The following is a 13584-nucleotide window of genomic DNA, read 5'->3' on the forward strand; positions in this document are numbered from 1 at the left end:
AGGAAAACCATGGACCTGCGCAAACTGAAAAAGCTGATCGATCTCGTCGAGGAATCCGGCATTGCTGAACTCGAAGTGACCGAGGGCGAAGAAAAAGTTCGCATCACCCGTGTCTCCGCCAATCACGCGATGGCAATGGCCCAGCCGATGCACTACCAGGTAGCGCCGCACATGGCCGCCGCCCCGGTAGCCGCCGCTGCAGCCCCGGTTGCCGAAGCCGCACCGGCCGCCGACATGAGCAAGGCGCAGAAATCCCCGATGGTGGGTACCTTCTATAGCAAGCCGAGCCCGGACGCCGAGGCATTCGTGAAAGTGGGCCAGACCGTCAACGCCGGCGACACCCTGTGCATCATCGAAGCCATGAAGCTGATGAACGAGATCGAAGCCGAGCGTAGCGGCGTGGTGAAGGCCATTCTGGTGGAAAACGGCCAGCCGGTGGAATACGGCGAACCGCTGTTCATCATCGAATAAGCGGCCAACTTATAGAATACCGACGACAGGGCACGACAAGGTGCCCTTTCCGTTTTTGACGTGTTGTTAGGGCTGCCAGAACAGCCCGGGCTGAACCCCCTGTCGCGCAAGCGCACCTGAGCCGGGGGGTTTTGCCGGGAGAAGCGAACATGTTTGAAAAGATCCTCATCGCCAACCGTGGCGAAATTGCGCTGCGCATCCAGCGTGCCTGCCGCGAAATGGGCATCAAGACCGTGGTGGTGCACTCCGAAGCCGACCGTGACGCCAAGTACGTGAAACTGGCCGACGAGTCGGTGTGCATCGGCCCGGCACCATCCGGCCAGAGCTACCTGAACGTGCCGGCGCTGATCGCCGCTGCCGAGGTAACCGATGCCCAGGCCATCCACCCGGGCTACGGCTTCCTGTCGGAAAACGCCGACTTCGCCGAGCGCGTGGAGCAATCCGGTTTCGTGTTCATCGGCCCGCGCCCGGAAACCATCCGCATGATGGGCGACAAGGTATCGGCCAAGCACGCCATGATCGAAGCCGGCGTGCCCACCGTACCGGGCTCCGACGGCGCGCTGCCGGACGACCCGAAGGAAATCACCAAGATCGCCCGCAAGATCGGCTTCCCGGTGATCATCAAGGCCGCCGGTGGCGGTGGCGGCCGCGGCATGCGCGTGGTGCACACCGAAGCCGCGCTGATCAACTCGGTGAACATGACCCGTACCGAAGCCGGTGCCGCTTTCGGCAACCCCACCGTGTACATGGAAAAATTCCTGGAGCAGCCGCGCCACATCGAGATCCAGGTGCTGTCCGACGAACACGGCAATGCCGTGTACCTGGGCGAGCGCGACTGCTCGATGCAGCGCCGCCACCAGAAGATCATCGAAGAGGCGCCGGCACCGGGCATTACCGCCGAGCAGCGCCAGAAGATCGGCGAAGCCTGCGCCGACGCCTGCCGCCGCATCGGCTACCGCGGCGCCGGTACCTTTGAATTCCTGTACGAGAACGGCGAGTTCTACTTCATCGAGATGAACACCCGCGTACAGGTGGAACACCCGGTATCCGAGCTGATCACCGGCATCGACATCGTGCAGGAGCAGATTCGCATCGCCTTCGGCGAGAAGCTGCACTTCAAGCAGGATCAGGTGGTGTTCAAGGGCCATGCCATGGAATGCCGCATCAACGCGGAAGACCCGTTCAATTTCATTCCGTCGCCGGGCAAGATCGAAAGCTACCACCCGGCCGGCGGCCCGGGCATCCGCATCGATTCGCACATTTACCAGGGCTACACCATTCCGCCGCACTATGATTCCATGATCGGCAAGCTCATCGCCTACGGCGACACCCGCGAGCAGGCCATGGCCCGCATGCGCGTCGCGCTGTCGGAAATGGTGATCACCGGTATCAAGACCAACATCCCGCTGCATCAGGAACTGTTCCTGGACGCTGCGTTCCGCCAGGGCGGCACCAGCATCCACTATCTGGAAGAGCGCCTGTCGCAGATGAAGAAAGGCAGCTGACACATGCCCTGGCTGCAAGCCACCATCCAGGCCGATTCGGCCATTGCCGAGAAACTGGCCGACGCCCTGATGGACGTCGGTGCGTTGTCGGCTACCATCGAAGACGCGCTGGCCGGCACCGCTGCCGAGCAGCCCATCTTCGGTGAGCCGGGCGAGCCGGTAGACCAGCTGTGGAGCCACAGCCTGATCAACACCCTGTTCGCCGAAGATGCCGACGTGGCACTGCTGATCACCGCTGCGGCCAACGATTGCCGCATCCCGGTACCGCAGTACCACTTGAGCCGCGTGGAAGAGCAGGACTGGGTGCGCCTGACACAGAGCCAGTTCGACCCGATCCGCATCTCAGACCGGCTGTGGATCACCCCCACCTGGCACGTATCGCCGGACCCGGCTGCCATCAACCTGCAGCTGGACCCGGGCCTGGCATTCGGCACCGGCAGCCACCCCACTACCCGCCTGTGCCTGCAATGGCTGGATAGCAATATCAAGGGCGGCGAAAGCGTACTCGACTACGGCTGCGGCTCCGGCATTCTGGCGATTGCCGCCATGAAGCTGGGCGCCGGCCACACCCGCGGCATCGATATCGATGCCCAGGCAGTGCGCGCCAGCATCGACAACGCGGCACAGAACGGCGTGACCGGCGACTTCGGCCTGCCGCACAGCCTGCAGAGCGGTGAATACGACGTGGTAGTGGCCAATATCCTGGCCAACCCGCTGCGCATGCTGGGCGAATTACTGGCTAGCCACGTGAAAACCGGTGGTAAAATCGTGCTCTCCGGCATCCTGGCCGAACAGGCCGACGAACTGTCCGCCATCTACGCGCAGTGGTTCGACATGGAACCGGCAGTCTTCGATGAAGGCTGGACCCGCCTGACCGGCAGCAAGCGCTGATCGCTGCCAGTCAGCACGCACAGGGGCCGCCGGTAATACCAGCGGCCCTTTTTGCATGCCCGCGCCACGGTGCGGCCAACCTCAACCCGGCAAAACAGACCCCGACATGAGCCATACCACGCAGTGCCCCGCCTGTCAGACCAAGTTCAAAGTCACCGACGCCCACCTGGCACTGGCCGGTGGCATGGTGCGCTGCGGCCGCTGCAATCATGTGTTCCACGCCCCCAGCCATATTGCCGCCGAGCAGGAGGCGCCCGCAGCGCCGGCCGCCACCCCGGCACAGCCGGTAACGCCACCGGCGGCGCACGCTGCCGCAGCGGCCACGCCGGAAGACGACGACTTCGAGCTGGAGTTGCCCGACTTCCAGCCGGATGCCGCCGCGGCGCCGGCCGAAGCAGAGGCAGCTGCAGAAATACCGGCACCAGCGGCCAGCCCGCTGCCAGCCGCCACCATGCCGGAGGCAGCGGCAGACTTCGACCTGCCCGACTTCGATCTGCTGCGCCAGCATGACGTTGCCACCGAGGCGCCGGCGGATCACAGCATCGGCGCGGATTTCCGTGCCGCCGCCCAGGATGCGGAACAGAGCGCCGAACAGGGTGGTCACCAGCAACTGGCCGAATTCGAACAAGCGCTGGCCGCGGCACTGCGCCCGCACAAAGCCGGCGACACGCCGCAAAAACCCCTTGCCAGCAACCCCTTCGACGACACGGACAGCCCTGCCCCGCTGCAGGCGGCAGTGCCGTCGGACTGGCCGGCGGAAGACGAGGATGAACACGCGCCACCGCTGCCCGCCATGGTGCCGGAGCGCGAACAGCCGCTGCCGCCGCAGGACGATACCCCCGGCCGCCCGTGGTGGCGCACCACGCTGCTGGCCTTGCTGGCGGTAGTGCTGCTGCTGTTGCTGCTGGCACAGGCACTGTTCATCAACCGTACCCGTGCCGCCGCCGAGCTGCCGGAGCTGCGTCCGCTGCTGGAAGCTGTCTGCAGCCACCTGGGCTGCAAGGTGCCGCTGCCCAGCGACCGCCAGCTGATCCGCACCGAATGGTCGGAACTGGCCTTCGTCCCCGGCCAGGACAAGCTGATCCAGCTCAACGCCACGCTGAAGAACCTGGCCGCCTACCCGCAGAACTACCCGCTGATGGAGCTGACCCTGAAGAATGGCAACGACCAGGTGCTGCTGCGCAAGGTGCTACAGCCACAACAATACCTGGCAACATCCGACTTCAAGCTCGGCCAGTTCAATGCCAACAGCGAGGTGAAGATCCAGCTGCGCATGGAAGTCACCGAGGGCAAGGCCCAGGGCTACAGCCTGGACTTCTACTACCCCTGAGCGCGCACACCAGTTAGCCATGCACAAGGTTGGCCGCGGCCAACCTTGCTTTTTATGCAGCCTGGGCCACCATGAAAGGCAGGAAAACGCCTACAGGAGACCAGCATGGCACAGCATTTCTTGCGTTACGGCGACGAAAGCCTGGCGGTAGCCGGCAGCTTCCCGGAAACCGGCCAGATTCTGCCCAGCTTCATGCTGGTGGATGAACACCTGCGCGACGTATCGCTGGAGGCCTTTCTGGGGCGAACCAAGCTGGTGCTTACCCTGCTGTCGCTGGATGCGGAACAGGGCGGCCTGGCCTTGCTGCAGGAGCTGCGCCGCAAGCTGGAAGGCTGGTCGCTGCTGCAATTCATCGTCATCAGCGTCGACTCGCCCTTCAGCCTGCACCGCAGCCGCAAGGAACACGGCCTGCCCAATGTGGTGCTGCTGTCCACCCTGCGCGGCCGCGATTTTCACAAGCACTTCGGCGTACTGCTGCAGGACTACCCGCTGGCCGGCATGACCTGCCCGGCACTGTGGCTGGTGGACGATAACGACCGCATCCTGTACGCGCAGCGGCTGGACGATGTCGACGACGATTTCGACCTGGCCCGCATCCGCAGCGCGCTGCTATCCACGCAGCAGGCCTTGCCCGGCAGCCAGCCGGCTTGAGTGAGCCCTCGCCAGACGTAAAAAAGGCACCACAAGGTGCCTTTTGAGAATATCGACAAAGCCCTTTCGCCTGGCGAAAGGGCTTTGTTATGTAAACGGGAAGGCTGCCGACTCAAGGACTTCGCTGGAGCGGCCCGGCTTGGCCGGGTCCGGTAGAGTGGAAGCGAGGTACTTCGTCAGCAGCCTGAAAAAGGCACCGCAAGGTGCCTTTTTCATGTTGGCCGCAAGCTCTCAGCCGTGGCCGAATTCCGGCTTGGGCGTACGCCCGAGCAGGCTTTCCACCACGCTCTGCGGCGTGGCGTGGTGATACAGCAGCTCGCACACCGCAGCAGTGATCGGCATGTCCACCTGCAGCCGCTCGGCCATTTTCAGCACCTCGCGTGCGGTAGGCACGCCTTCGGCCACGTGGCCCAGCTCCTGCAGGATGGCCTCCAGCGACTTGCCCTCGGCCAGCTTGAGCCCCACCTGGCGGTTGCGCGACAGCGCACCGGTGCAGGTCAGGATCAGGTCGCCAACGCCGGACAGGCCCTGCATGCTTTGCTGGCTGCCACCCAGCGCCATCGCCAGGCGGGTGATTTCCGCCAGGCCGCGGGTGATCAGTGCGGCGCGGGCATTCATGCCGAAGCCCAGGCCGTCGGCCACGCCGGTGGCGATGGCCATGACGTTCTTCACCGCGCCGCCTACCTCCACACCCACCAGGTCGTCGTTGGCGTAGATGCGCAGCAGCGGGCTGTGCAGCTCGCGCGCGAAGTCGCGGGCAAAGGCGTAGTTTTCCGATGCCAGCGATACCGCCGCCGGCAGCCCCAGTGCCACTTCCTTGGCAAAGCTCGGCCCGGACAGCACGCCAATGGTTTTCAGCCGCGGAAACTCCTCGGCCACCACCTGGTGCGGCAGCAGGCTGGAGCCGGCCTCGAAACCCTTGCACGCCCACAGCAGCGGCGCATCCACCTTGAGACGCGCCAGCTCCTTCAGGGTTGGCCGCAAGCCGGCAATCGGTGTCACCACCAGTGCCAGCTCCACGCCCATCACCGCCTCGGACAGGTCGGCAGACAGGTGCAGGCGCTCCGGCAGCGGGCAATCCGGCAGGTAGCGGCGATTGAGGCGGTTGGCCTGCATGTCCACCATCTGCGCCGCATCGCGGCCCCACAGCGTCACCTCATGCTGGCGGCTGAAGGCTATGGCCAGCGCGGTGCCCCAGGCACCGGCGCCGATAACGGTTATTCGCATGCGCTTACAGCCCCCACAAGCCGCCGATCCTGGCGTAACCGGTCGTACCGTCGCGGTGTTTGACCTTTACCCAGCTGCTTTGCGGCTCGTCGGCCATGTCCAGCACCAGGTCCTTCTCGGCCCAGAACAGCACTTTGGACTTGTCGTCGGCCGCTTCACGTACCGGCAGGCGGTCGGCCACCACCAGCAGCGTGCGGCGGTTGGACAGCGCGGCGCCCGGAATCCAGGCGATGCCGCCGGTGGCGTCACGCACCCGCGACCAGTCCTTCTGCGTGGTCAGCACTTCCACCGGGTAGTAGCGGCTGACAACGAACAGTTTCCTGGCGCTGAGGGTGGGACCATCGTACAGGGCAACGCCGGTTTCCTTCACCGAGCGGAACTCCAGCGCAAACGCCGTACCGGCCAGCGAGGCGAGTACGGCGGCAGCAACGAACAGATGTCGCTTCATGGTTGAGATCAGGCGGTGCCGGCTTCAGCCAGGGAGGCGCGCTGTTGCAGGTACAGGGCTTCGAAGTTGATCGGGCTGAGCAGCACCGGCGGGAAGCCGGCGCGGCCTACCAGGTTGGATACCGCTTCGCGCGCGTACGGGAACAGGATGTTCGGGCAGGCCACGCCCAGGATCGGGTCGATGTCTTCTGCCGGAATGTTGCGGATCTGGAAGATGCCGGCCTGGGTCACTTCGCACAGGAACATGACCTTGTCGGCCAGCTTGGCGGTAACGGTGATGGTGATGCCGGATTCGAAGATGCCCTCGTCCAGCTGCTGACCGCTGTTGGCCAGCTGCATGTCGATTTCCGGCTGTTCCTGTTCCAGGAAGATCTGCGGTGCGTGCGGCACTTCGAAGGACAGGTCCTTCACGTAGATTTTTTCAATGGAGAAAACCGGTTCCAGCTGTTGTTGCTCGCTCATATTGTGCTATCTCGAAGGCACCGGGCAGGTGCGGGGTTGAAGTCGCTGCCATCTGGCCGGGCAAAAGTCCGGCCGGGTGGCTTGGCATGCATCATCGCATGAAAAAATGTCAGTCGCGACCGGTCAGCTTGCCAGCAGCGGTTCCAGCTTGCCGGCGACATTCAGCGCCACCAGGTCGTCGCAGCCGCCGACATGGGTTTCGCCGATGAAGATCTGCGGCACGGTACGGCGGCCGGTGATGCTCATCATCTTGTCGCGCTCGACCGGGTCCAGGTCGATGCGGATCTCCTTGATACTGGTCACGCCCTTGCTGGACAGCAGTTGCTTGGCGCGGATGCAGTAGGGGCATACCGCGGTGGTATACATGGTGACGGGTTGCATACTGGGTTCCTGCAGAAAAGTGGTCCGATTATAAGCCCGCAGCCGCGCTTGCGGCCAACCTTGCCTGATAGCGCGCCACCAGCGCCGCCACCGCGGCATCCAGTTGTGGCGTCAGCTTGTCGGCGCGCGGCGAATTGACGATGGCGACCAGCACCAGCCGCTGCCCGGAGGGCGCCTGCCAGTAGCCGGCCAGCGCACGCACATTGTCCAGCGAGCCGGTTTTCAGCCGCAGGCTGCCGCCTACGTCGCCCAGCCGCTTCTTCAGCGTGCCGTCCTCGCCGGCCAGCGGCAGGCTGGCCGCCAGCTCCGGCCCGTAGGGGCCACGCAGCGCATCGCGCAGCACCTCGCCCAGCAGCTGCGCGCTCACCCGCTCGCGCCGCGACAGGCCGGCGCCGTTTTCCAGCAGCAGCGGCTGCTGCGGCAGGGCATGCTCGACCAGCAGGCTGCGCAGCTGGCGCTCGCCGTCGGCAAAGGTGTTGCCGCTGGCCGGGTATTGCGCCCCCAGCGTCAGCAGCACGCTGCGCGCCATGGTGTTGTTGCTGTACTTGTTCATGTCCACCAGCACGCCGGCCAGGGTGTCGGCGGAATCCTGCCGCAGCAGGCTGCGCGCGCCAGCCGGGGTGGTGGCCAGCGCCAGACCACGCGGGCCGCTACCGCCCAGCTGCTGCCACAGCGCGGCAAACGCCTGCTGCGCAAACTCGTTGCTGTCCAGCAGGTTCACATAGTTGGCCGCACCGTCGCAGGCCGGCGGCAGGCTGCCGCTGACACCGAGCCGCGCGCCCTGCTGTACCACTTTCACGTAGCGGCGCACATCGCCGCAGCTGCTGCCATTGCCGGCGGCCGCCTGCAGGCGGCTGTCCACGCTGACGCCCGGCAGCGGCGGGTCGAGCAGTGCCTGCGGCTGACCGTTGTCGAAGTAGTAACGCAGCCAGGCCACTTTCAGGTTCAGCTGGTGGGTATGCGGCGCCACGGTGAACACCCGGTCGGCATCGCCTCCGAAGCCGTCCGCCGCGCCCAGGCCCTGCCAGGCGCTCTGGTCCAGCACCAGCCGGCCGGCGATGTCGCGCACGCCGCGCAGCCGCAGCTGGCGCAGCATCTCGGTAAGGCGCGCACTGTCCAGCCGCGGGTCGCCACGGCCCAGCCAGTACAGATCGCCCTGCAGCACACCATTCTGCAGCGGCGCGCTGCTGCGGAATTCGGTCTGCCAGCGGAAGTTGGGGCCCAGCCGGTTCAGCGCCGCCCAGCTGGTAAGCAGCTTCATGGTTGAGGCCGGGTTTACCGCCTGCTCGGCGCGATGCGCTTCGAACACGCCGCCTTCCACCGGCGCCGCCCACAGCGCGATCTCGTCATCGTTGAATCCGGCCGGCGCCGCCGCATACAAGGGTGCAGCCACCACGGCCAGCAACAGCAAAAGTCGTTTCATCACATCTCCAGCGGGTCGACATCCAGCGACCAGCGCATGCCGCGCGGCGCCTTGCGTGCCAGTTGTTCGATCAGCGGCAGCTGCGCACGCAGCCAGTTGTGCAGCGCCGGGCGGCTGGCGGCCTCGAAAGTCAGTTGTGCGCGCTCGCGCCCTGCCAGGCGCACCATCAATGCCGGCGCCGGGCCGAATACGTCGAGGCCATCCGGCAGCTCGCCCAGCTGCGCCAGCAGCGTATCAAGGAAGCTCCCGGCATCGGCATAGGCCGGCGCATCGGCGCGCAGCAGCACCTGGAACGCCGCCGGCGGAAAGCCCGCCTCGCGCCGCTCCTGCAGCATGCTGGCGGCGTAGCCGTCGAAATCATGGCGCTGCAGCGCCTGGTACAGCGGATGCTCCGGCCACTGCGTCTGCACCAGCACCCTGCCCGGCACCCCGGCGCGACCGGCTCGGCCGGCCACCTGCATCAGCTGCGCGAACAGGCGCTCGCCGGCGCGGAAATCCGCCGAATACAACCCGCCGTCGCTACCCAGCACCGTCACCAGCGACAGCGCACCAAAGTCATGACCCTTGGCCAGCATTTGCGTTCCCACCAGGATATCCACCTCGCCGGCATGCACCCGCTGGTAGATGGCGTCCCATGCTGCCTTGCTGCTGGTGCTGTCGCGGTCGATGCGCAGGATGCGCGCCTCGGGCAGCATGCGCTGCAGCGCGGATTCCAGCCGCTGCGTGCCCTCGCCCAGCGGCTGCACGTCCGGGTTGCCGCAGGACGGGCACTGCAGCGGAATGCGCTCGCAAGCGCCGCAATGGTGGCAGCGCAGCTGCCGGGCAGAGAGGTGCAGCACCATGCGCGCGCTGCAGTGCTTGCACGCCGAGGTCCAGCCGCAAGCGCTGCAGGCCAGCACCGGCGAGTAGCCGCGGCGGTTGATGAACACCAGGCTCAGCTCGCGCCGCTCCAGCGTCTGCTTCAGCGCCTCCAGCACCGGTGCGGCCAACCCTTCCACCAGCTTCTGGCGGCGGATGTCCACCAACCCCACCTGCGGCAGGCTGGCGCTACCGTGCGCACGCTGGCTCAGCACCAGTTTGCGGTAACGCCCGGCCTCGACATTGGCCACCGTTTCCAGACTGGGTGTGGCGCTGCCCAGCAGCACCGGCACGCCGGCAGTGTGGGCACGCCACACCGCCAGATCGCGGGCGTGGTAGCGCAGGCCGTCCTGCTGCTTGAAGGAGCCGTCGTGCTCTTCGTCCACGATCACCAGCCCCAGCCGCGGCAGCGGGGTGAACACCGCCAGCCGGGTACCGATGACGATGCCGGCGCGGCCCAGCCAGCCATCACACCAGCCTTCCAGCCGCTCGCCATCGGCCAGGTTGCTGTGCAGGCAGACGATGCGCGTGGCCGGGAAGCGGCGCGCGAAGCGGTCGATCAGCTGCGGGGTAAGGTTGATTTCCGGAATAACCACCAGCACCTGGCGGCCAGCGGCCAGCACCTGGGCGATCAGCTGCAGATAGACCTCGGTCTTGCCGCTGCCGGTGATGCCGTGCAGCAGGAAAGGCTCGAAGCGCGTCAGGCTGGCTGCCACACTGTCCAGCGCCTCGCGCTGCTCGTCGTTCAGCGTCAGCTCCCCGCTTACCTGCAGCTCCGGCGCCTGCCACGGCACCGCGGCAATGTCGCCGCTGGCGAGGCCGGCCTTGAGGTAGCTGGTGGCCTGGGTATGCACCCGGCGCAGCGCCTCGCGCTCCATCGGCTCGTGCAGCGCCTGCCACAGCGCCAGCTTGGCACTGCTGCGCGCCGACGGCGGCTGGCCCATGCCCTGTGCAGTGAGCTGGTAGCAGGCACGGTCCGGCAGCCGCACGTCGCGCGCTTCGCGCAGCAGGGTGGGCAGCGCGGTGAACAAGGCCTGGCCCTGCGGGTGCAGATAGTAGCGGGCGGCAAAGCGCACCTGCGCCAGCAGGCTCTCCGGCAGCGGCGGCAGCGCATCGAACACCTGCAGCACCGGTTTGAGCCGCTCCGGCGCGATGGCATCCGGCGTTACGCTGTTGTCCACCACTCCGCACAGCTCGCGGTTGCCGAACGGCACCAGCACCCGTTGGCCGCTTTCCAGCGGCTGCGTATGAAGGTAGGCGAATGCCCCACGCAGGGGCACATCCAGCCATACGCTGATCACCGTTGACGCCACGATTTCCCCCATCCGGGCGCCAAGCCAGCACTGGCGCGGCTTGGCGCAATCTGTGCACAAATGCTGTGGATAACTTTGTGCACAAGCTGTATGCAAACTGGCAAAAAGCGCATCGGCGCGGCTTTGCCGTTAGATTGCACAAAAATTAATCTGAAAAATAAATCTTTAAAAATCAGCAGTTTAGATTTATGCACATTTTTCTGGCAGCACGGCTTGACAGCCTGCGGCTTTGCCCGATTTTGGTGTGCATAACTGCAAGATCAACTGCCCGGCGCACTGTCAAGCCCTGTTGATCAAGACTGACAAGCGGCAAACAAAACGGCCACCCGCTACGAGTGGCCGCGCTGTACTACAACCGCTGCCAGAACCTGTTTACGGTCTCGCGAGCTAGAGCGAGACAAGGCGAAAACGGCTGAGGAAGCGGAGTTTACAAATAGTAAATGAGCATTCCGAAGCCGTTTTTAACGCCGTATCGCCGACGCGCAGCAGATCGAAAGCAGGTTCTTATACGTGGTATTGGCGCGACAGCTTGTGCACCGCTGCCACCAGTGCGGCGGCATGCTCCGGGTTGGCGTGCTGCGAAATGCCATGACCCAGGTTGAACACGTGGCCGGAGCCCTGGCCATAGGAAGCCAGGATGCGGCCAGCCTCGGCCTCGATTGCCGCCGGGCTGCCGAACAGCGCATTGGGGTCGAAGTTGCCCTGCAGCGCCACCTTGTCACCCACGCGGGCGCGCGCCAGGCCGATGTCGGTGGTCCAGTCCAGGCCCACGCAGTCGGCGCCGATGGCGGCGATGTCTTCCAGCCACTGGCCGCCGTTCTTGGTGAACACGATCACCGGCACGCGGCGGCCGTCGGCTTCGCGCTTGAGGCCGGCGATGATGCGCTGCATGTAGGCCAGCGAGAATTCCTTGTACGCGGCATGGCTGAGCGCACCACCCCAGGTATCGAAAATCTGCACCGCCTGCGCGCCGGCATCGATTTGCGCGTTCAGGTAGGCGGTCACCGACTGGGCGGTTACGTCCAGGATGCGGTGCAGCAGGTCCGGGCGGCTGTACAGCATGCCCTTGATGTGGCGGAAGTCATCCGAGCCGCCGCCTTCCACCATGTAGCAGGCCAGGGTGAACGGGCTGCCGGAGAAGCCGATCAGCGGCACGCGGCCGTTCAGCGCCTTGCGGATGCTGCTCACTGCGTCGAACACGTACTGCAGCTTTTCCAGCGGCGCCGGCTGCAGCGCCAGCACTGCGGATTCCTCGCGCAGCGTGCGCTGGAACTTGGGGCCCTCGCCTTCGGCGAAGTACAGGCCTAGGCCCATGGCGTCCGGCACGGTGAGGATGTCGGAGAACAGGATCGCCGCGTCCAGCGGGAAGCGCTCCAGCGGCTGCAGGGTGACTTCGGTGGCGAAATCCGGGCTGGTGCACAGGCCCATGAAGCTGCCGGCGCGCGCACGGGTGGCGCGGTATTCCGGCAGGTAACGGCCGGCCTGGCGCATCATCCAGATCGGGGTGTAGTCAACCGGCTGCTTGAGCAGCGCGCGCAGGAAGGTATCGTTCTGAAGCGTGGTCATGGCGGCGTTTCGGCAAAAAGGTTGGCCGCATTATACCCTGCGCCCGGAGTGCTGCCTTGATGTAGCCACAACAGCCGCACATTTTTGTGGCGCATATCTATGACGAGTGCCTTGAGAGCGACCATGCCATGTGCTTGACTGCAGCTATCCCCCACAGCAAGGAAGCATCATGAACGAGATCAACCTCTCCCACTGGCAGCAGGTCGCCACCGACTACGCCTTCAGCGTCGGCTCCACCCTGCTGGCGGCGCTGGCGTTCTGGATCGTCGGCCGCTGGCTGATAGACAAGGTCGCGCTGCTGCTCCAGCGCACGCTGGAACGCCAGCACGTGGACGCCACCATCATGCGCTACCTGGGCACCACCATCACGGTAACGCTGAACGTGATGCTGGTGATCGGCATCCTCGGCTACTTCGGCATCCAGACCACCACCTTCGCCGCGCTGTTCGCCGCCGCCGGCGTGGCCATCGGCATGGCCTGGTCCGGCCTGCTTTCCAACTTCGCCGCCGGGGTGTTCCTGATCGTGCTGCGGCCGATGAAGGTGGGCGATTTCGTCACCGCCGCCGGCATTACCGGTACGGTGAAGGAAATCGGCCTGTTCACCACCACCATCAACACGCCGGACAATGTGCTGACCATGGTGGGCAACGGCAAGATCATGGGCGACACCATCCAGAACTTCAGCAGCAACCCGTTCCGCCGCGTGGAGCTGAAGGCGCAACTGTCCGGCGCAGCCGACGCCCCCGCCGCCATGGCGCAGCTGCGCCAGCGACTGGCAGGCATTCCCAATGTGCTGGCCGACCCGGCGGTGGAAGTGGAGATTCTGGAGTTCAACCTGGTGGGGCCGGTGCTGGCCGTACGGCCGTTCTGCCATAACGACCACTACTGGCAGGTGTACTTCGACAGCAACAAGCTGATCCGCGACACCCTGGGCGGTGATGCCTTCCCGGCGCCGATGCCGGCGCAGGTGGTGTACGTGAAGCAGTAAGGTTGGCCGCATGGGCTGGCGACAGCCGGCCCGGCAAAGTACAAGGCCGCTGCTTATGCAGCGGCCTTGTG

General features: G+C 65.5%; 13 protein-coding genes. 6 read left to right on the top strand and 7 right to left on the bottom strand.

The window, feature by feature from the left end; genetic code table 11:
* Window positions 1-9: 9 nt before the first annotated feature.
* From accB to PSELUDRAFT_RS01785, 5 genes are all read left to right on the top strand, one after another.
* The gene (accB, locus tag PSELUDRAFT_RS01765; protein WP_088965220.1) at window positions 10-471 is read left to right on the top strand and encodes an acetyl-CoA carboxylase biotin carboxyl carrier protein; all 462 of its coding nucleotides are present in this window, start codon (window positions 10-12) and stop codon (window positions 469-471) included.
* 149 nt (window positions 472-620) lie between these two features.
* Complete coding sequence (gene accC / locus PSELUDRAFT_RS01770; protein WP_088965221.1) at window positions 621-1976, top strand: acetyl-CoA carboxylase biotin carboxylase subunit; 1356 nt, start codon at window positions 621-623, stop codon at window positions 1974-1976.
* A 3-nt stretch (window positions 1977-1979) separates the two neighbouring features.
* Window positions 1980-2867 (top strand): 50S ribosomal protein L11 methyltransferase, encoded by an 888-nt coding sequence (gene prmA, locus PSELUDRAFT_RS01775; RefSeq protein WP_088965222.1) that lies wholly within the window; start codon window positions 1980-1982, stop codon window positions 2865-2867.
* A 106-nt stretch (window positions 2868-2973) separates the two neighbouring features.
* Window positions 2974-4197 carry a DUF3426 domain-containing protein gene (locus PSELUDRAFT_RS01780; protein WP_162291279.1) on the top strand — a complete coding sequence of 408 codons (1224 nt, stop codon included), beginning with the start codon at window positions 2974-2976 and terminating at the stop codon, window positions 4195-4197.
* A 105-nt stretch (window positions 4198-4302) separates the two neighbouring features.
* A complete protein-coding gene (locus PSELUDRAFT_RS01785) occupies window positions 4303-4848 on the top strand; it encodes a redoxin family protein (protein ID WP_088965224.1) in 546 nt (181 codons plus the stop codon).
* 231 nt (window positions 4849-5079) lie between these two features.
* Here PSELUDRAFT_RS01785 and PSELUDRAFT_RS01790 read toward each other — a convergent pair whose 3' ends face one another.
* The 7 genes from PSELUDRAFT_RS01790 to hemE form a co-directional block, all read right to left on the bottom strand.
* Window positions 5080-6075 carry an NAD(P)H-dependent glycerol-3-phosphate dehydrogenase gene (locus PSELUDRAFT_RS01790; protein ID WP_088965225.1) on the bottom strand — a complete coding sequence of 332 codons (996 nt, stop codon included), beginning with the start codon at window positions 6073-6075 and terminating at the stop codon, window positions 5080-5082.
* A 4-nt stretch (window positions 6076-6079) separates the two neighbouring features.
* The gene (locus PSELUDRAFT_RS01795) at window positions 6080-6523 is read right to left on the bottom strand and encodes an SH3 domain-containing protein (protein ID WP_088965226.1); all 444 of its coding nucleotides are present in this window, start codon (window positions 6521-6523) and stop codon (window positions 6080-6082) included.
* 8 nt (window positions 6524-6531) lie between these two features.
* Entirely contained in the window at window positions 6532-6984 is a 453-nt protein-coding gene (secB, locus tag PSELUDRAFT_RS01800) for a protein-export chaperone SecB (protein WP_088965227.1), read from the bottom strand.
* 123 nt (window positions 6985-7107) lie between these two features.
* A complete protein-coding gene (grxC, locus tag PSELUDRAFT_RS01805) occupies window positions 7108-7365 on the bottom strand; it encodes a glutaredoxin 3 (protein ID WP_088965228.1) in 258 nt (85 codons plus the stop codon).
* 28 nt (window positions 7366-7393) lie between these two features.
* Window positions 7394-8788, bottom strand: coding sequence for a D-alanyl-D-alanine carboxypeptidase/D-alanyl-D-alanine-endopeptidase (gene dacB, locus PSELUDRAFT_RS01810; protein WP_088965229.1), 1395 nt, complete (start codon window positions 8786-8788; stop codon window positions 7394-7396).
* A complete protein-coding gene (locus tag PSELUDRAFT_RS01815; RefSeq protein WP_231895282.1) occupies window positions 8788-10947 on the bottom strand; it encodes a primosomal protein N' in 2160 nt (719 codons plus the stop codon). The genes dacB and PSELUDRAFT_RS01815 overlap by 1 nt, the downstream gene beginning before the upstream one ends.
* Before the next feature lie 516 nt (window positions 10948-11463).
* Entirely contained in the window at window positions 11464-12525 is a 1062-nt protein-coding gene (hemE, locus tag PSELUDRAFT_RS01820; protein ID WP_088965231.1) for a uroporphyrinogen decarboxylase, read from the bottom strand.
* 169 nt (window positions 12526-12694) lie between these two features.
* Between hemE and PSELUDRAFT_RS01825 the strand changes: the two genes are divergently transcribed.
* Window positions 12695-13513 (top strand): mechanosensitive ion channel family protein, encoded by an 819-nt coding sequence (locus PSELUDRAFT_RS01825; protein ID WP_088965232.1) that lies wholly within the window; start codon window positions 12695-12697, stop codon window positions 13511-13513.
* The last annotated feature ends 71 nt before the right edge of the window (window positions 13514-13584 follow it).

It is taken from the genome of Vogesella sp. LIG4, from assembly GCF_900090205.1.
Classification (GTDB): Bacteria; Pseudomonadota; Gammaproteobacteria; order Burkholderiales; family Chromobacteriaceae; genus Vogesella.